The sequence below is a fragment of the Paraburkholderia sp. CNPSo 3272 genome, from assembly GCF_024206495.1.
GTDB lineage: Bacteria > Pseudomonadota > Gammaproteobacteria > Burkholderiales > Burkholderiaceae > Paraburkholderia.
The window spans coordinates 233,151-250,430 of record NZ_JAMBPQ010000001.1 but is presented as its reverse complement, the minus strand read 5'-3'; the positions used below and the strand labels follow the sequence as shown (position 1 = coordinate 250,430).

Genomic DNA, 17,280 nt, shown 5'->3' with positions numbered 1-17,280 from the left:
TGGAAACTGTTCTATGCGGCTGCGAGGCCGTCGTAATTGCGGTCGGCGAAGTCGGGATCGCCGGGGTATCGCTGCGTGCCGTCGGCACGGCTCCAGCAGAACAGCGAGCCTTGCCGATGCGGGAACCAGTAGCCCGCGCAAGTGCACGTCATGCGCGTCGTGTTACGGCGATTCATCCAGCGGTCGACGCGGTAATCGCGCTTTCCGCAGACTTCGCACGCGGGCACGCGCAAGTACTCGGACAACTTTCGCTTCAGGCAGCGACGCGTTGCACAGTGGCGGCAGCGGACATGGCAGCGCATCTTGCTCACTCCCATGCGCGCGGGTAGGGCTCCGCGTCGTAGGCGATCGCCGGGCCGGCGTACGGAAGCGACTGACGCTCACGTTTCAGCAGCTTCGCCACGCCGAGTGCAACGCCAGTGCCGATAATAAAACCGATAAGGACTGCGATACAAACTGCTTCTACGATGTCCATTGGTGAGCCTTTTCGGGATCAGGTGCAGCGATGCTTGCTGCAGTGGGCCTCGAATGCCGTTTCACGCTCATGCATCTGAGCCTGAAACGCCAGAAGGCCGATTACGACGACGCCAGCGATGCAGAGACGGCCGGCGAGTTTGATCGTTTCCATCAGGCACCTACGCGCAGGCCGACCAGCACATACCAGGTCACGCCGACAGCGACGCCGAGCAGGCCGACAGCCGCGGCGCGTGCCAGCTTGCCGTACAGTTCATCGCACGCGGCGAGCAGAGCGTTATCGCAAGCAGCGCGGTTCATGCTTCGACTCGCGCACGCAGAACTTCGCCTTCGATCGCGGTCGGCGCTTCTTCGAAGCCACCATTGAAGCCGCGCAGAACGGCCTTCGCGATGCCACCGTTTTCGACCATCGTGCAGTCGTCGTCGCGTTCGCTGAACAACCAGTTTTGCGGCTCGCCGCTGACCGTGTCGAACTGCTGATGATCGTCGTCGATGCTGAAGTGGTCGCCGCTCGCATAGAAGCGCAGGGCGTTGAGCACCGTGAGCGGGACCGTATTTGCCTGCGCGACGAGCGCGCACTGCACTGCGTCAGCGATTGCCGGCGCGATTGCTTCGTCGATCAGCAGATCGATGTTGCGCGAATCGGTGTAGTCGAACGCGCGAATGATCCGGCCATCGTCCGATTGCTTTCCGCCGTCGGAATCGAGTTTGCCAAACCACTCGCTGATCAGCGAGCCGAGAGCCGTTCGGCGCTCGTCGGTCAGAATTGTTGCCATGTCCTCAAGCTCCAATTAATTCGCAGCACTGAGCGGGAGCGCCTCGTTCACACAACCTGAAGGAGACCATACGGGCTATTTTTGGGAAGTCGCCGCGACGACTGGTGCTTCAGGCGCTCCCGCTCAGTGCTTCGGTGAGTGCGTGAAGCGAATTTAAGCACACTTAATATAGAGGCGCAACAAAATTTAAGCTGACTTAAATTGACGAATGGCTTTCGCATCGCCATACTGTACATCCATACAGTATTTTGAGAACAGAAGGCGAGAGAACGGGGAAGTAGCGATGAGAGCGCTAGCGAGTGGGGTGGGCGGAGCGGTAAAACCAGGAGGGATGGCGATCGTCAGTCGATGCATGAACCCGGACCATATAGGCATGATTGTCCGTGTCATCGGGCGGCATGAATCGCCCGATTTCGACTGGGATGTTGAGTTGCTCGGCGCGCCGGTGAGGGGTTATGCGGCCCGCACAGGGGATGTCGGAGTGTTCAGGTACGCCGCGGTTTTCGACTGGAATCTGAGCCCCCTGGAGGGGTCGGCGCATTCATGTCGAGCAGCTGGGCACGAGATTGCTCATTCAACTTAAGAACGGCATCTAATGCGCCCTGCATAGCTGGTATTGCTATCTCGGCAACGCCTTGTGCTGACGCTCTCTTGAGGTCATTGAGTAGTCCTTTTGCGGAATCGGGCAACTCGTCCAATGCGTCTCGCATAGATCCGCGTCTGTCCCATAGCCAGTCGGGCCTCACACGCAGAAACCGGGCTACGCGAAATACATGCGCAGCCTTGAGGTTCTCCGTGTTCACGTTGCCATGCATCCACTGAGAGATCGCAGAAGGCGAAACCTCCGCCTTGGAGGCAATCTCCTTGTTGCCGATGGATGCGCCAAGCTCTGCCTCACGAATTTTCTTCGCGTGCAGAAGGCGCCCTACAAAGGTATCTAGCTCATTCATTTCAGTAGGCTAAACTTTCCAAGTTAAGTGCACTTCACTTTTGGTGTTAAGTGTGCTTAAATTTCACCATGGACAAGTCAACAGTCGCTCTGGAAGCGGATCGAATCATCGATAGCCTCGGTGGCACGGGCGAGGTTGCGCGTATTTTTGATGTCGACCCCGCCGCAGTTTCGCAATGGCGGCGCAATGGGATTCCGCGCGCGCGCCTGCACACGCTTCGCCTGACGCAGCCGGAGGTGTTCTCCGATGTCGCTCAGCATGCTGAACAGACCGCAAAAAGGGAGGCAGTCTGAAATGAAGGACCTGTATGCGCGCTTCGTGCTTTGGCTGATTCGCCCGGCGGTGCAGCGCGCCCTGCGTGAAGAAACTCGACAGGGCGGCGCGATGTGGCGCATTACGGTCAGGTAATCGCGCGGGCGCGGGCGATCGCAAGTTCCTCGATCTCGCCCAGCGTTGCGGTTTTCACATCCGCTGGCTCGATCCACACGCTGATTGTTCCTTCGTCGCGCGCATCTTCTTCGCCGCGCAGCACGATCGCCAGATCGACGCGCAACTGCGTTGGGGCGACCGCGTACGGATGGTAGACGGACAACAGTTTGAAGTTCATGAGGATCCCCGTAGAGATTGGTTGTTGGAGAGCCACCAATTCTACAGACGAAAGTCGGGATCCTCGCCCATATAACCACGGAGCATAAATGCACCTTCCGCACCACCAAGAAATGCTGCGCAACGCGGCGAAGCACGGCGGCATCGACGCTGTGATGCACATCATCCGCGAAGAGAATTCGGCGGCGCTGCACATCGAAACGGGTGAGCGCGAAACGTTGTCGCAGCGGGTGTTCCTGAACCAACCCGCTCGCAACCTTCCGATGAAGGGTTTCGTAAATCACGTCGATTGGGCGATGGTCGCTGAAGCGACGCGAATCGCTCATCTGCACAGCAGCGGCACCAGGGCCGCGAGCAGCAACAACGAGGCAACCAATGCGGCTTCTGCGTTGGCTTGAGACGGTAATAGAGTTCGCCCGACTCCATAGAGCGGAGCGGGCGAACGAGAGGCGAAGCGAATCCCCGCGCTTCGGCCCGATGCGGTTCCGGCAGTAACCGGCAGCAACGTCTTCATGTTTATCCTTCCCCGTTTCTTGTTGTTGAGTTGCACTTTAGTAGTCCTCAACGCAGCGAACAACGTTCAATTGGAGCCAACGTGCACATCACCGACGCAGCCTACGCAGTAGCGCATGACTATCCGGGCGGCACGGAATCGCTCGCACCGCGCCTCGGGATGTCGGGCGCTGTGTTGCGCAACAAGGTCAACCCGAACAACACCACTCATCACCTGACGCTTGCGGAAGCTGTGCGTATGTCGCAGATCACCGGCGATGTGCGTATCGCGGAGGCCATCGCGAACGAGCTCGGCTTCGCGCTCGTGAAAACGCCGTCGATGGAAGAGTGCAACGACGCAGCGATTGTCGAGTTGATGGGCGCGGCATGGGCGACGCACGGCGAAGTCGGCAAAGAGATCTGTAAGACGCTCGAGGATGGTCGCGTTGAATTCGGCGAAGTTGATCGCATCGAGCAGCGCATCTACACGCACGCGCAGGTCCTGTTCAACATTTCCGCGCGCCTGCGCGGCATGGCGGAGTAACCCATATGCGAACCACCGCAACCCAACTGGCGGCATTCGATGCGCTCGACCCCGAGACGCGCCGCACGCAGAAGCAAATGATCGTCGACCTGTTCACGGCGCCCGATACGCGGCTGACGCGTCAGGACATCGCAGACCGCACGAACATGCGCCTGTCGAGCGTCTGTGGCCGTGTTCGCGCGCTGATCGACGCCGGAAAGCTCGCGGTATTCGGCACGCGCAAGTGCGACGCTACGGGCCACGAGAACGAGACGCTCGGCTTGCCGGCGGCGAACTGAGGCCGTCATGAGCGGATACGCGCACCAGTGGGCCAAGCGTCAGCGAGTCGGCGATTCGTCGGCCAAGACGCTGCTGAAGACCTACGCGAACTGGGCCAGCGAGGACTATTCGACGTGGGTCACCAACGAAGAGCTTGAGCTCGACACCGAGTTGAACATCCAGACGATTCGTCGCGCGCGCAACAAGCTGATCGAGCTTGGCTACCTGCTGGAAACGGACAAGCGCATCGGCCGCACGCAGAGCATCGTCGTCTATCAAATGCTGGCGCCAGCTGGCGCATCGATCGTGCAGAGCGTCGACCAGCGCACGGGCGAAACGATCTCACTGAGCCCGCCGACGCTCGAAGAGTTCATGGCGAAGAGGGGTGGAAAACGAAGCCCCTCGAAATCTCAACCCTCTAAGGGTGATGAAATCTCAAGCCCCTCCAAAATTCAAGCGGCTACAGATTCCACTTCAAGCCCCTCCAAATCCCACGTTGAAGGGGGTGAAATTTCACCTGAAGCCCCTCCAAATTTCGACACCAAGATGGCTTTAGTGGTGCAAGAGAAAGCAGGAGATCAGCAACCTGCGCGGCGTGCGCCGCGAGTTGCGTTGCATGGCCAGATTCTGAACCTCGAACTGCCCGACTGGCTGCCGTTCGATTCGTGGGATGCATGGTGTGAGCACCGCGAGGCAAAGGCGAAAGACGCTCCCTGGACTCTGGCGGCGGCGAAGGTGTCGATCAAGCGCATCAAGAAGCTGCTCGATGTGGGCCAGTCGGTTGAGACGACGATCGACGAGGCGGTGCTGCGTGGTTGGACGGGCCTGTTCCCAGTGCGCGATGCGCAGCAACAGGGCGGCGCCACCGGCGCGGCGGCAGCGCCCGCCGATTGGTGGAAGTCGGAGAGCGGCTATCTGGCGCGTGGCCAGCAGCTCGGCGTCGATCGCTCGAAGTTCCAGTTCTTCGAGCAGTTCAAGGCGAAGGTCTGCAAGCTGGCCGGCCCGGGCGAATGGATGGAAGAGCTTCTGCGCACGGTGAGCCGCGAGAGCGAAGAGCGCTACGAAGCCCTGTATGCGTATTTCAACGAGATCCCGCGCGATAAGCCCGCGCTTGCGGCGGCTGCATGAGTGCCTGCCCGACTGCAAGCACGCAACGACGAAGCCCGGCCACAAAAAGATGTATCGGCTCGGCTATCGCAACTGCGCGCTGAAGCCGGATTACGTGTTCGTGCCCGGCCACCAAGCATGCACGATGAAGCCGCAACGTTGGGAGGCAAAGCAGCAATGACGAAGCGCACCACACCATGGCCGATGGTCGTGCCGCTCGGTACGAAGACGGTTGGCACCGCGCGCGTGCGCGACAAAGCAGCGTCGATGGGCTTCGCGCAAAAGAAGTTAGCGGAGAAGTTCGGCACGCAGCCCGCACACGGTTTCGACGAGATCGCCGACGGCGACGGCGCGCGCGATGCGCTGACGCCCGCGTATCGCCGCGACGCCACGCAGTCGCTTGGCATGGCGAAGCCGAAGAAGGGACCGAAGTACGGCAACCGGAAGTGCGAGCACCAGGGCATCAAGTTCGACAGCGAGAAGGAGCGTTCGCGCTGGTTTCACCTGATCCAGTTGCAGGCGGCCGGTGCGATCCGCGATCTGCAACTGCAGGTGCCGTTCGTCCTGACGCCGCGCAAGCAGCGCGACGATGGCACATGGGAGCGCGCCTCGAAGTACGTCGCTGATTTCGTCTACGTCGACGCCGTGACGGGCAAACAGGTCGTCGAGGACGTGAAATCCGAGGCGACGCGCAAAAACACAACGTATGTGCAGAAGCGCAAGCAAATGCTGGCCGTGCACGACATCACCATCAAGGAAATCTGATGCCGCAAACGAACTGCAAGGCGCAAGCCGAAACACTGCGTGAATCGACCGCTTCCCGCGTGGCCGCGCTGATTGAAGACGGCGTCGAGCGCACGCGGAAGCAGATTGCCGACGTGATCCTGCGTTCGAGCAAGACGGTTCAGACAGCGCTCAACGAACTCTCGCGCGAAGGCTCGATGCAGATGATCCACGTTTGCCGCCGCGACGGCAACACGTTCGTCTACGTCAACGGGCCGGGGAAGAACGTTGCGACCAAGACGTGGCGCGACCCTGCGCGTGCAGCTCGCCGCGCACGTAGCCGGAATGTCAGCGAGGCGGCCGGCGCATGGTGGAAGGCGGCTGATCCGGTGCTCACCGAATCGATGCGTCGCATGGTGAGCATGGGGAGAGCGGCTTGACCGAGCGCGAAGAGTACGACGCATGGGTCGCGTGCCGGTTTTCGGATCTGGACTTGCCCGAGTGGTTTCTGGCCGTCGGCTTCGAGTTCTGGAGGCATGGTCGTCTATCGCTGATCGAGGCGGCCGGCGCGCCGGTCGAAATTCGCGTCGTGCGGGTGGATCGATGAAGCGTTCGGCGCCGATGAAGCGCACCGGTTTCGCGCGCAAGCCGGGCTCGCCATTCAGCAGTCTAGCGAATCGCGGCACGGCGCTGCGCCGGACGGCGATGAAGAAGCGCGCGAAGAAGCCGACGGTGGCAGAAGGATCGAAGTATCTGGCGGCATGCCGCGGCGAACCGTGCTTTCTGCGCGTGTCGGGCGTCTGCCGTCGAAACCCGAACGACGAAACGGTCGTGCCGTGCCACGAGAACAGCCTGGCGGCCGGTAAGGGAATGGGATTGAAGTCGGAACACGCACGCACGGTGCCGGGCTGCTTCTGGTGCCATAGCTGGCTGGATCAAGGGAGCGCGCCGCGCGAGAAAAAGCAGGTGACGTTCAGTCAGGCGTTTCTGGAATGGGCGCCAGTGCGCGCCCGAAAGATGGGATTGCAGGAGGTGATGGCTTGAGGCTGCTGATTGATGTGGAAGTCGAGACGAGGCGCGGCACGCAGGTTCAGTCATTCGAGACGACGGTGTTCGTGGTGCGGCGCTCGGTCACGAAGGGCGTCGCCAGGGAAGACGTCGTCCTCGTCGATGCCTATATCCCGCCGCACTACCGCAAAGGGATCTCGGGGAGGCTGCACACGTGGAGATCCGGAGGCGTGCTGCAGTGCACGGCGCGCGTCGCGACGAACAAGAGGTCGCTGGCCGAATTCATGGAGAGTGGCGAGCAGAAATGGACGTGCAAGGAGGCGGCTTAGTGATTCTCGAAGTGCAACTGAGCCTGCCGGCGGACCACTCGAAACACGTCGGCCGCATGGGTGGCAGCGGGCCGCCGTCGTACTTCTTCGGCGCCACGGTGCGCGCAGTGCGGCGCATCACGTCGCGGTATCAGCCGAACTGGCTCAATCCGTGGGCTGTATCGGCGCTCGTGCTTTTGCCTGAGCACCTGAGTCGCTTTCTAGGGGAGGCGGACAAGCGATGGGCAGGTGATGGTTGCGCATGGCTGCCTGCGGACATCAACCGGCACGAAGGAAATAAGGCGGCGCTTGGCGAGTTCATCGTTAGCGGCGCGCTCGAATTGACACTGGAGGAAGCAACATGAGCGCGCACGCATATATCCAATACGCCGACGTGCCCGAGCAGCTGATCGACTCGGCGCTGCGCCACCACGACACGGTCACCGGCGCTCAGCTCATCGCGTTCGACGACTGCCCGTTCAGCGGCGAGATCAGCGAAACGTCGGGCGGCGTCAAACAGATCGAATACTCGTGGCCGAACAGCCTCGACTTGCGGCACGCGTTGGGCGATTGGTTCACGCACCACGGCATTGCGTTCGTGGTCGTCCCCTAAACAAAAACTCCAACAAGGTGAACATGGAAGCACCCAAAAAGGGTATTTTCAAGAGTGCGCAAGAGGCGATCATGTTCGCTTGCAACTTTTCGAGCCAGCAATACGCAATGTCGCCAATGACGAAGCTGCTGCAGGGTCCGTCGCGCGGCAGCGGTCGCGGTCTGGTTGGGCTCGATGGCGCCGGTCAGGCTGGGATGGTGTTCGCCGAGCTGCAGCGCATTGACTACTGGCAGCTCGCCGCGCTCGTCACTGGCAAGCTCGCGCGCAGCGAGCGGTGCGATTGTCGCCGCTCTTGCTGCCGCGGCTGGAAGTTGAATCCGATTTTCGAAGAGGCAGTGAACCAACTTGCGGACTATGTTGCGCTCACGCTGACGCCTGTGCCGCCGGTCAAGGAATTCCGCGTCGCCGTGATCATGAAGTATTTCGGCGAGAAGACCGACCCGCTCGAGGTGGCCAAGCACCTTGAGATCAAGAAGAGCGCTGCTGAGCGTCACATCACGGCGATCCGCAAGTGCATTCGCGATTTGGAGAAAAACGGCCTTACCGCGTTCAGCGCGCGCCTCGACGAAATAGGGATGTTGATTTGCAGCGGCTAATTTTCCCGCGGCGCCGCGCTGGGCGGAAGATGAGCCCACCGCTGGTGGGCTCTCAACCTTAGTCGCTTTACGGATTGCCGTTCTGCCAGGTGTTGACGTAGTACTCGCCGTCCGTTTGCCAGCCGAGCTGGATCTGAACGGCTTGCTCAGCTAGGGAAAGTGCCGTAGCCGTCAGATTGTCGACGAACTGCGCGTTAAACGTGAACGGCGAAGCTGTGCTCCCGCTTGTCGATCCCCACACGGTTGCGTCGTAAGTCGTTGCCGGAATGCCGGTCTGAGCGACACCGAGTGAATTGATGGACGCCCAGAAGTTCGGATAGAACGCGCCAGCCGGAGCTGTCCAGTCAAGCGTAGCTGACGTGCCTGGGGTGCTATTTGCACCTGCGCCGCCTGCCGTCAGGTATTTGGCAATCACATCGGTGCCAAGCGTCTGCCACGCCACCGTGCCGCCTGCTGCTGGCGCGTAGTTGCGCGCGATGTTTTGGACCTGCTCGGTGCGGATTTTGGCGCCAGTCGTGTCATACATCGTGACCGTATAGACGCCAAAGTTCTGGATCTTCGAGACATCTTGCGACGAGGCGGCATATTCCGGCAGCCCGTTGGGCGAGAACGAGGTCGTGTTGCCAGACACTGGCGCCCATGCCCACTTATAGCTCGTAGACATACCACCGTCGACGCGGTTACCGATGCTCGTGGGTGCAGCGGTGAGCGTGCCGGTCGGGATTTGCAGCAAGCCAGCACCTGTTCCGTTACCCGCTGCCTGCAACCAGAGGCCGCTCGCAGGCAGGCCGGGCCCTGTGACGACGGCGGAGCCCACAGACGTCAACGACCCGTTGACCCGCACTGCACTAAGGATCTGGACATCGAGGCCGGATTCGTAGTGCGCATTAGCCGCGTTGGCCGAATCCGTGTACTGGACGCGGCCGACGAACGACGCAATGTAGTTGTCATCCTGCAACTGATTGCCAACGATGTTCCACGTCCCGTTCGGGAGTTGCTGAACGTACTCCGTGCCGAAGTCTGCTGTGCCATCTGGGTCGGTCATCAACAGGTAGACCAGCGCAGCAGGATTGGTGAGGCCACCGAGCGTGCCGGCAGGTACGAAGGCCACCGTCTTGATGCCGGTCAGCACGGTACCCTTGAGAAAGAGCGTATGACGCTTCGCGAACCCAGCGACGCCTGTGCCAAACCCGTCCATCAGGTAGTTTGCGTCGATCGCGGTCGTGCAATTGCTGTCGGAGGCGGCAGTGGCACCGCCCTGAACATCTGACGCGCACGCGCTCAGCGCGGCTTGCAGGTTCGCCAGGTAATTCGCCGGTTGCGCGGGTGCTGACAGTGCCGCCGACACAGACGTGGAGGTATTTAGCTGGATGGCCGTATCAGGATCAGCAAGACTTGTGATCTGAAGGCCAGCACCGGAGGCGGAGGGCGTGACGGCAACGGAATCGATCACTGCATCCGCACCGGTCTGGTTCGGCGTGAACGCTGAGCCGATGGGATCGAAGTTAGCGGGAACGCCGTTAAGCGAGAGGATTGGCGCAATTGCACTATTGAGCGTCGCCTCTGCCGCGGCGATCGCTGACGACGTAATGGTCGATGCATTCCCCGTCAGGCTGGCCGGATTCCCCGACTGCGTCATTAGGGCGACGACGGCGGTCGTCAGCGGAGTGACGTTCGCGATCACGGGCGCGCCGTTGGCCGTATTCGCATTGGCCACCACCGAATAGAGCGTGCCTGATAAACCGGACGGTACTGATGCAGCGACCAAGAATGGTGCGGCAAGACCCGAAAGCGAAACGCTATACGCGCCGTTGGCGGTCGAGGTCGCCGATGTTGTTTTACCACTGGCGTCCGTCACAGTGACCGTCGCGCCGGCAAGCGCGGCGCCGATGGCAACGGTACCTGTCATTGATGAGGCAGTCGACGTTGCCGGCTGACTCGACGCACTTGAACTGCCACCGCCACCGCCACCGCCGCATGCGGCGAGGGCGCTTATAGATGCGTATACAGCTAATTGTGCGATTGCTTTTCCAGCTTTCATTTGTTATCCGCTTTGGTGGTTGAGTGCGGGAAGGCCCGCATAGATTTCCGGGACCTTCCGATTACGACACTGGTATTTCGCGTGGGCGCTTGCCTTTCCTTCGTGAAAGTGCCTGCAAGATCTTGTTATCGGCAGAAAGGAGTAAATGCTTAATGCGAAATGCATAGACATCATGTTTCTGGTGGAAGGACAATAGGTGGAACGAGTTGACGTGCGGGAAACGCTCGCATAGAATGCGTTTTCATATACCGTAGCGTAGGTGTGACCAGCGAACCCGCAAGGCGAAAGCCAAGCGGGTTTTTTCATTTCTGCGTCGAGATCGCACACATGTTCAAAGTCTTCTTTCAGAAGATCGCATCGTGGTTCGGTATTGAGGTCAAAACGATCGACCACGATGATGCCCGGATTGCTAGTTACGGTTGGGCGCTCACAGAGAATGGCGTGCTCCAAGACGAAAAGACGCTCGGCGAGCTGACTAGCAAGCTCGTTCCCGCCAATCTCAGCGCGATCATTGACTCCATTTCTGACAATCCCTTCGAGGGAATGACCATGAGCACGCCCGAAGCAACGCCCGCCCCACCGGCCACCACGAACACAAACGTCGACAACGCCATCAAGATCGCTCTGTTCCTGAAGTCGTTCGACGCGAACCTGACCGATGCAGCAGTGCAGGCCGGCACGAACGCCGCGCTCGCAACGCTGTATCCGGCTGACTGATCGGCGCGCCTGCACTTCGCATGAGTCGCAAGCTAACGACGCTCAAGCCGCGCGTGCAGTCGCTGACAGCCACGCGCGTGCCGATCCTCGAAGCGAAGGCAAGCACGACACAGCGCATTCGCGGCAGTCGCTGGGTCAAGACACGCAAGCGCATCGCGGTCGAACAGCAGTTCAAGTGCCAGCGCTGCGGTTGTGTGTGGCTGCCGTGGCGAGATCAGGTCGACCACGACGTGCCGCTCGAGCAAGGCGGAAGCAACGACGACAGCAACCTCAGGCTGCTGTGCGACGACTGCCACAAGCTGAAGACTGCCGACGAGGCTAGCGCCCGCGCGCGGTGACAGTCAAGCGCGAACGATTCGCATTGGCGGGTGGGGTGCAAAAGTCTGGCGTTTCGCATGCCGGGACACCGCGCGTTCCCGCACGCGGAGAATTTTTTCCCTTTTGGAGTTTTTGTTAATGGCTTTAACAGCTAAAAAGCGGCTCTTTGCCGAGGCTGTTTTGGCCGGCACGTCCAATAGGGACGCGGCAGTCGCCGCCGGCTACAGCGAAAAAACGGCCTCACAGTCCGGGGCGCGCCTTGTTAAAGACAAGGATGTCGCGCTGTACATGGCCGCGCAGCGAATCGAGAGCGAGTCGAAGGCCGCGCCCGCGAAAAAAGCTGCCGCTGATCGCTCGCCGCCGCCGGATTTCGATCCGTATGCAATGACGAGCTTCATGGACCCGAAGGCATTCCTGATTGCCGCCATGAACGACGGTCGGACGGAGCCGAAGCTGCGCGTCGACGCCGCGAAAGCGCTGATGCCGTTCGTTCATGCCAAGGTGGGCGAGACCGGCAAGAAGGATGCAAAGGGCGCGGCGGCGGAGAAGGCTGCGAACAAGTTCGCGGCGCTCGCGGCGCCGAAGCTCATCGTCAACAACAGGAAGTAGCGTATGGAATGGTCGACCGCGTGCCCGGATTGGTCTGAGCGCTTGCGGTCCGGGCGCTCGATCATCCCGCCGCCGATCTTTCCGGAGCAGGCCGAGCTGGCGCTGAACGTTTTCAAGCAGTTGAAGATCGTCGATGCTCCAGGCAGCCCGACGTTCGGCGAATCGTCGTCCCAATGGGTCTTCGATCTCGTTGCGTCGATCTTCGGTGCATATGACGCGGAGAGCGGGCGGCGGTTGATCACAGAATGGTTCGTCTGCATCCCCAAGAAGAACAGCAAATCGACGCTGGCCGCCGGGATCATGATGACGGCCATGATCCTGAATTGGCGGATGTCGGCTGAATACGCGATTCTCGCGCCGACGATCGAGGTTGCGAACAACAGCTTCGCGCCAAGTCGCGACATGGTGAAGCACGAGGAAGATCTCGACGATCTGTTCCAGGTGCAGGCACACATTAAGACCATTACGCACCGCACAAGCGGCGCGACGCTTAAGGTCGTGGCGGCCGATTCGAACACGGTCAGCGGCAAGAAGAGCGTTGGGACGCTGATCGATGAGCTCTGGCTGTTCGGCAAGCAGCCGGACGCCGAGGACATGCTGCGAGAAGCGACGGGCGGCCTCGCGTCGCGGCCTGAAGGCTTCGTGATCTACCTGACGACGCAGTCGAACGACCCGCCGGCGGGCGTGTTCCTGCAGAAGCTGCGCTACGCGCGCGACGTGCGCGACGGCAAGGTACACGATCCGTGCTTTGTGCCGGTGATCTTCGAGCATCCGCCCGAAATGGTCGCGCGCAAGGAGCACCTGCTGGCCGAGAACCTCGGTATGGTGAATCCGAATCTCGGCTACTCGGTTGACCAGGCGTTTCTAGAACGCGAATTCAGGAAAGCAAAGGAAGGCGGCGAAGAGTCGTTCCGGGGCTTCCTAGCAAAGCACGCGAACGTCGAGATCGGGCTAGCGCTGCGTAGCGATCGATGGGCGGGTGCGGAGTTTTGGGAGCAACAGGCCGTCGATCGCCTCTCGCTGGACGACCTGATAGCCCGATCTGAGGTGATCGACGTCGGTATCGACGGTGGTGGCCTCGACGACTTGCTCGGGTTCGCGGTAACCGGCCGAGAGGCTGGCACTGGAAAGTGGTTGTTGTGGACGCACGCGTGGGCTCATCCGTCTGTGCTCGAGCGGCGCAAGGCCGAAGCGGCGCGCTTTGAGGATTTCGCGCGCGACGGGCATTTGACGTTGGTCGAGGCGATCGGTGATGACGTCGACGAACTCGCTGGCTACGTCGCGCAGTGCGAGCAGTCTGGCAAGCTCGATCGCATTGGCGTCGACCCTGCCGGTATTGGTGCAATTCTCGACGCGCTAGTCGATGGTGGCGTGCCCGAAGAGAAGGTGATCGCGATTTCGCAGGGCTGGAAGCTCGGCGGCGCGATCAAGACGACCGAGCGGAAGCTTGCTGAAGGCGTGCTCGTGCATGGCGGCCAGCGCCTGATGGCGTGGTGCGTAGGGAATGCGCGCGTTGAGCCTCGCGGCAATGCGATCCTGATCACGAAACAGGCGAGCGGCTCCGCAAAGATCGACCCGCTGATGGCAACGTTTAATGCGGTGTCGCTGATCAGCCTGAACCCGCAGTCTGCTGCACAACCCGGAATCTACATCCTATGAGCGAAGAGGCATTCAAGGCGGCACAGGCGAAAGCTCGGACGCCGGGCTCGTCGGTGCTGAATGCCTGGCGCGCGCACCATGGGCCCGAGACGACGGGGCGAATCAACAATATCAATGAGACGCGACAGAGCCTGACTGTTCAGGAACTCGCAAACATTATCGGCGGCGGCGCGATTAGCAACGCCGGTCCCGTCGTCAATGAGACGACTGCGACGAAGGTGTCGGCGGTCTACGCGTGTGTTGCACTGATCGCTGGTGCGATCTCGACGCTGCCGATGCCTGTCTACGAGCGCACGCCGACCGGTCGATCGCGCATCGAGCACCCGTACTGGTGGTTATTGAACGAGCAGCCCGAACCAGACGTGTCGGCGGCCGTATTCTGGGAATACATGGTCGCGGCGCGGCTCTTTTACGGAGACTGCTTCGCCGAGATCGTGCGCCCGTCGTTCCGTAGCAACGGGGTCACTGCGTTCAAGGCGCATCATCCGCTGCGCGTATTCCCATTTCGCGACAGCGAGGGCAGTCTCTGGTATCGAGTGCAGCCGCTAGTCGGTGCCGAATACGTGCTGCATCCGGCGGACATGATCCATGTGCCGAGCTTGGGCTATGACGGGATTCGCAGCCCGAGCCCGATCACATACGCAGCTCGGCAGGCAGTTGGAACGTCGCTTGCAGCTGGCGAGTACAGCGCGCGCTTTTTCTCGAACGGCGCGCGGCCCGACTTCGCGCTGACGACCGACGGCAACATGACAGAAGAGCAGGCGCGGCTTCTGCGTGCGACGTGGGGCGAGCGTCATAGCGGCGTTGCGAATTCGCACTTGCCTGCGATTCTGACTGGCGGCTTGCAGGTGAAGGAACTGACCATGACGCCCGTCGACGCTCAAATACTTGAGACGTCGAAGTGGAATCTGGAGGAAATCTGCCGCATTCTCGGCGTCCCGCCGTTTATGGTTGGCTCGACAGAGAAGACGACGTCGTGGGGCAGCGGCGTCGAGAACATGAGCCGCGGCTTCGTGAAGTTCACGTTGCTTCGTGATCTCGTCAAGTTCAACCAGGAGTTCAACCGGAAGCTTTGGCCTAGCCGTCAGCGACTCTTTGTCGAATTTGACGTTTCCGGCATGGAACGCGGCGATCTGAAGAGCGAGAACGAGGCGCTGCGGATCGCGCTCGGCAGAGCCGGCGAGCCGGGCTGGATGACAAAGAACGAGGTGCGGCATATCAAACTGCTGCCACCCGTCGAGGGCGGCGACACCCTGAACGATGGCGTTACACAGACCGCTAATGTGGTCGAGCCGGCGCCGAAACCGGACGCGGCACCAGCGCCAGATGGACAACCAGACCAAGGGGCAACATGAGCAAGCTGATTAAGCTGCTGGCAAGCAATCGTCGGCCTACGGCGCGTCCGCGCGCGCTGGAAATGAGCGCCGACGATGCGACGCTATACATCTATGACGCGATCGTGGCGGATGACGACACCGCATACTGGTGCGGCGGTGTTTCCGCGCAGTCGCTCGTGCCGGAGATTCGCAACATCAAGGGCGGAACGCTCAACCTGCGTATCAATTCGCCGGGCGGCGACGTGTTCGCCGCGCAGTCGATCGTTGCGGCAATCCGCGACACGGGTGCGAAGGTAGTCGCGCACATCGACGGCTTCGCGGCCAGTGCGGCCACGGTGATCGCCTCGGCGGCCGACGAAGTCATCATGTCCGATGGCGCGATGTACATGATCCACTGCGGCTGGACGATGGCAATCGGTAACTCAAAAGATATGACCGATACCGCGGCGCTGCTCGACAAGGTCGACGGCGTGATCGCAGGGCAGTATGCGAAGCGCAGCGGCAAGAGCGCCGATGAAATGAAGGCGTTCATGGAGGCCGAAACGTGGTTCACCGCGCAGGAGGCCGTCGATGTTGGCCTCGCTGACAGCATCGCTGAAAGCGCAACGCAGGCACAGGCGTCGTGGGATCTGAGTGCCTACGCCAACGCACCGAAGATCGCGGCATCGGCCCCTGCGCCCGAGCCGATCGACGCCATCACCGCCGAACACCGCGAACGTCAGCATCAGCGCCTGCGCATGCTGAACCGCATCAATCATCAGTGACGCGCCTCGCGCAACTGAGAACTGCCGCCGAAAGGCGGTTTTTTTTCGTCCAAACGACCTGCGCGAGCGGTCAACTCTTAACGGAGAGAGTCACATGAAGCTGCAACAACTGCGCGAGCTGCGCAACTCGAAGGCGCGCGAAGCCAACGAGCTGAACAACAAGTATCCGGCGGACCAGCGCATGCCGGCGGCCGAAGCCGAGCGCATGGACGCGATACTCGCTGAAATCGAGGCGATCGACGCTGACATCGCGCGCGAAAATCGCCGCGCTCAACTCGCCGCCGAAGATCCGGCTGCGCAGCACGCCGCAGCGATGAACGCCGCGACGCGTACGCCCGGTGCGCACGGCGATGAATCGCGCGCGCTGCGCGCATTCATGGCCGGCGGCCTTCTGAACATGGCGGACGAAGACCGCGCCCGCATGCTCGCGCGTCAAACGCCGGACATTCGCAACGCGATGTCGACGACGACCTCGACGGAAGGCGGCTTCACGGTGGCGACCGAATACCAGCGCTCGCTGGAAATCGCGATGCGGGCGTTCGGCGGTATGCGCGCCGTCGCTCACGCGATTCGTACCGCGACGGGCGCCACGATGAACTTCCCGACGACCGATCCGACCTCTGAAGTCGGTGAAATCGTCGGCCAGAACGCGCCCGTCACCGGCCAGGACACCACGTTCAACAACATCGCGATGGACGTGTACAAGTACAGCTCGAAGAAGATCGCGCTGCCGTTCGAACTGGTGCAAGACAGCTTCATCGACATCGAGGCATACATTCAGGCGCTGCTCGCGATGCGCCTCGGTCGTATCCAGAACACCCACTTCACGGTGGGCTCGGGCGTTGGCCAGCCGCGCGGCCTTGTCACCGCGGCGGCCTCGGGCAAGATCGGTGCGACCGGCCAGACGGTTACGGTCACGTACGACGACTTCGTCGACCTCGAGCACTCGGTCGACCCGGCGTACCGCAACCAGCCGGGCGTCGGCTACATGATGCACGACTCGTCGGTGCAGGCCGTTCGCAAGATCAAGGATAGCCAGAACCGTCCGATTTTCGTGCCGGGCTACGAAGCTGACGCCATGGTGAACGGCGGCGCTCCGGACCGCCTGATGGGTCGACCGATCACCGTCAATCAGGACGTTCCGGTGATGGCGGCGAACGCGAAGTCGATCCTGTTCGGCCAGCTCTCGAAGTACACCATCCGCGACGTAATGGACCTCACGATTTTCCGTATGACCGATTCGGCATTCACGCTGAACGGCCAGATCGGCTTCGTGGGTTTCCTGCGCACTGGCGGCAACCTCATCGACGCCGGCGGCGCCGTGAAGGCATACGTCAACTCGGCGACGTAAGCGCAAGGCATTTGGGCGCGGCGGACTTC

The 17,280-nt window shown here is 61.2% G+C and carries 28 protein-coding genes; 20 read left to right on the top strand and 8 right to left on the bottom strand.

Annotation, left to right across the window (positions count from 1 at the left end):
- Positions 1-11 precede the first annotated feature (11 nt).
- The 6 genes from M3I53_RS01240 to M3I53_RS01220 all read right to left on the bottom strand — a co-directional run bounded on the left by M3I53_RS01240 (position 12) and on the right by M3I53_RS01220 (position 2,200).
- A complete protein-coding gene (locus M3I53_RS01240; protein ID WP_254314168.1) occupies positions 12-245 on the bottom strand; it encodes a hypothetical protein in 234 nt (77 codons plus the stop codon).
- A 62-nt stretch (positions 246-307) separates the two neighbouring features.
- Positions 308-475: a hypothetical protein gene (locus M3I53_RS01235; RefSeq protein WP_254314167.1), complete on the bottom strand. Its 168-nt coding sequence runs from the start codon at positions 473-475 to the stop codon at positions 308-310.
- Positions 476-493: 18 nt separating this feature from the next.
- The gene (locus M3I53_RS38120) at positions 494-628 is read right to left on the bottom strand and encodes a hypothetical protein (protein WP_302057513.1); all 135 of its coding nucleotides are present in this window, start codon (positions 626-628) and stop codon (positions 494-496) included.
- A complete protein-coding gene (locus M3I53_RS01230) occupies positions 628-774 on the bottom strand; it encodes a hypothetical protein (RefSeq protein ID WP_254314166.1) in 147 nt (48 codons plus the stop codon). Before M3I53_RS01230 ends, M3I53_RS38120 begins: the two co-directional genes overlap by 1 nt.
- A complete protein-coding gene (locus tag M3I53_RS01225) occupies positions 771-1,250 on the bottom strand; it encodes a hypothetical protein (protein WP_254314165.1) in 480 nt (159 codons plus the stop codon). The genes M3I53_RS01230 and M3I53_RS01225 overlap by 4 nt, the downstream gene beginning before the upstream one ends.
- A 485-nt stretch (positions 1,251-1,735) precedes the next feature.
- A complete protein-coding gene (locus tag M3I53_RS01220; protein ID WP_254314164.1) occupies positions 1,736-2,200 on the bottom strand; it encodes a helix-turn-helix domain-containing protein in 465 nt (154 codons plus the stop codon).
- Positions 2,201-2,268: 68 nt separating this feature from the next.
- On the opposite strand from M3I53_RS01220, the gene M3I53_RS01215 reads away from it, so the two are divergent.
- The gene (locus M3I53_RS01215; protein ID WP_254314163.1) at positions 2,269-2,493 is read left to right on the top strand and encodes a Cro/CI family transcriptional regulator; all 225 of its coding nucleotides are present in this window, start codon (positions 2,269-2,271) and stop codon (positions 2,491-2,493) included.
- A gap of 107 nt (positions 2,494-2,600) precedes the next feature.
- On the opposite strand, the gene M3I53_RS01210 is transcribed toward M3I53_RS01215, so the two are convergent.
- The gene (locus M3I53_RS01210; RefSeq protein WP_254314162.1) at positions 2,601-2,807 is read right to left on the bottom strand and encodes a hypothetical protein; all 207 of its coding nucleotides are present in this window, start codon (positions 2,805-2,807) and stop codon (positions 2,601-2,603) included.
- A gap of 88 nt (positions 2,808-2,895) precedes the next feature.
- Between M3I53_RS01210 and M3I53_RS01205 the strand changes: the two genes are divergently transcribed.
- The 12 genes from M3I53_RS01205 (at position 2,896) to M3I53_RS01150 (ending at position 8,455) form a co-directional block, all read left to right on the top strand.
- Entirely contained in the window at positions 2,896-3,204 is a 309-nt protein-coding gene (locus M3I53_RS01205) for a hypothetical protein (protein WP_254314161.1), read from the top strand.
- Between the two features lie 197 nt (positions 3,205-3,401).
- Entirely contained in the window at positions 3,402-3,842 is a 441-nt protein-coding gene (locus tag M3I53_RS01200) for a phage regulatory CII family protein (RefSeq protein WP_254314160.1), read from the top strand.
- Positions 3,843-3,847: 5 nt separating this feature from the next.
- The gene (locus M3I53_RS01195) at positions 3,848-4,120 is read left to right on the top strand and encodes a hypothetical protein (RefSeq protein ID WP_254314159.1); all 273 of its coding nucleotides are present in this window, start codon (positions 3,848-3,850) and stop codon (positions 4,118-4,120) included.
- Between the two features lie 7 nt (positions 4,121-4,127).
- Positions 4,128-5,228 carry a helix-turn-helix domain-containing protein gene (locus tag M3I53_RS01190; protein WP_254314158.1) on the top strand — a complete coding sequence of 367 codons (1,101 nt, stop codon included), beginning with the start codon at positions 4,128-4,130 and terminating at the stop codon, positions 5,226-5,228.
- A gap of 156 nt (positions 5,229-5,384) precedes the next feature.
- Positions 5,385-5,972, top strand: a complete 588-nt coding sequence (locus M3I53_RS01185; RefSeq protein ID WP_254314157.1) for a DUF1064 domain-containing protein — start codon at positions 5,385-5,387, stop codon at positions 5,970-5,972.
- Positions 5,972-6,370: a hypothetical protein gene (locus tag M3I53_RS01180; protein WP_254314156.1), complete on the top strand. Its 399-nt coding sequence runs from the start codon at positions 5,972-5,974 to the stop codon at positions 6,368-6,370. Before M3I53_RS01185 ends, M3I53_RS01180 begins: the two co-directional genes overlap by 1 nt.
- Positions 6,367-6,537, top strand: a complete 171-nt coding sequence (locus tag M3I53_RS01175; protein WP_254314155.1) for a hypothetical protein — start codon at positions 6,367-6,369, stop codon at positions 6,535-6,537. The genes M3I53_RS01180 and M3I53_RS01175 overlap by 4 nt, the downstream gene beginning before the upstream one ends.
- 14 nt (positions 6,538-6,551) lie before the next feature.
- Positions 6,552-6,974 (top strand): nuclease domain-containing protein, encoded by a 423-nt coding sequence (locus M3I53_RS01170; RefSeq protein ID WP_375542451.1) that lies wholly within the window; start codon positions 6,552-6,554, stop codon positions 6,972-6,974.
- Positions 6,971-7,267, top strand: a complete 297-nt coding sequence (locus tag M3I53_RS01165; RefSeq protein ID WP_254314153.1) for a hypothetical protein — start codon at positions 6,971-6,973, stop codon at positions 7,265-7,267. The genes M3I53_RS01170 and M3I53_RS01165 overlap by 4 nt, the downstream gene beginning before the upstream one ends.
- Positions 7,267-7,611: a hypothetical protein gene (locus M3I53_RS01160; protein ID WP_254314152.1), complete on the top strand. Its 345-nt coding sequence runs from the start codon at positions 7,267-7,269 to the stop codon at positions 7,609-7,611. The genes M3I53_RS01165 and M3I53_RS01160 overlap by 1 nt, the downstream gene beginning before the upstream one ends.
- Positions 7,608-7,859, top strand: a complete 252-nt coding sequence (locus M3I53_RS01155) for a phage portal protein (RefSeq protein WP_254314151.1) — start codon at positions 7,608-7,610, stop codon at positions 7,857-7,859. Before M3I53_RS01160 ends, M3I53_RS01155 begins: the two co-directional genes overlap by 4 nt.
- A 116-nt stretch (positions 7,860-7,975) precedes the next feature.
- Positions 7,976-8,455: a hypothetical protein gene (locus M3I53_RS01150; protein WP_254314150.1), complete on the top strand. Its 480-nt coding sequence runs from the start codon at positions 7,976-7,978 to the stop codon at positions 8,453-8,455.
- 67 nt (positions 8,456-8,522) lie between these two features.
- Here M3I53_RS01150 and M3I53_RS01145 read toward each other — a convergent pair whose 3' ends face one another.
- Positions 8,523-10,364: a carboxypeptidase-like regulatory domain-containing protein gene (locus M3I53_RS01145; protein WP_254314149.1), complete on the bottom strand. Its 1,842-nt coding sequence runs from the start codon at positions 10,362-10,364 to the stop codon at positions 8,523-8,525.
- A gap of 459 nt (positions 10,365-10,823) precedes the next feature.
- Between M3I53_RS01145 and M3I53_RS01140 the strand changes: the two genes are divergently transcribed.
- The 7 genes from M3I53_RS01140 (at position 10,824) to M3I53_RS01105 (ending at position 17,251) form a co-directional block, all read left to right on the top strand.
- A complete protein-coding gene (locus M3I53_RS01140) occupies positions 10,824-11,213 on the top strand; it encodes a hypothetical protein (RefSeq protein ID WP_254314148.1) in 390 nt (129 codons plus the stop codon).
- A 20-nt stretch (positions 11,214-11,233) separates the two neighbouring features.
- A complete protein-coding gene (locus tag M3I53_RS01135; RefSeq protein ID WP_254314147.1) occupies positions 11,234-11,551 on the top strand; it encodes an HNH endonuclease in 318 nt (105 codons plus the stop codon).
- Positions 11,552-11,669: 118 nt separating this feature from the next.
- Positions 11,670-12,140: a terminase small subunit gene (locus M3I53_RS01125; protein WP_302057511.1), complete on the top strand. Its 471-nt coding sequence runs from the start codon at positions 11,670-11,672 to the stop codon at positions 12,138-12,140.
- 3 nt (positions 12,141-12,143) lie between these two features.
- Positions 12,144-13,799, top strand: a complete 1,656-nt coding sequence (locus M3I53_RS01120) for a terminase large subunit (RefSeq protein ID WP_254314146.1) — start codon at positions 12,144-12,146, stop codon at positions 13,797-13,799.
- Positions 13,796-15,154: a phage portal protein gene (locus tag M3I53_RS01115; RefSeq protein WP_254314145.1), complete on the top strand. Its 1,359-nt coding sequence runs from the start codon at positions 13,796-13,798 to the stop codon at positions 15,152-15,154. The genes M3I53_RS01120 and M3I53_RS01115 overlap by 4 nt, the downstream gene beginning before the upstream one ends.
- Positions 15,151-15,900, top strand: a complete 750-nt coding sequence (locus tag M3I53_RS01110; RefSeq protein ID WP_254314144.1) for a head maturation protease, ClpP-related — start codon at positions 15,151-15,153, stop codon at positions 15,898-15,900. The genes M3I53_RS01115 and M3I53_RS01110 overlap by 4 nt, the downstream gene beginning before the upstream one ends.
- A 94-nt stretch (positions 15,901-15,994) precedes the next feature.
- Complete coding sequence (locus M3I53_RS01105; protein WP_254314143.1) at positions 15,995-17,251, top strand: phage major capsid protein; 1,257 nt, start codon at positions 15,995-15,997, stop codon at positions 17,249-17,251.
- The last annotated feature ends 29 nt before the right edge of the window (positions 17,252-17,280 follow it).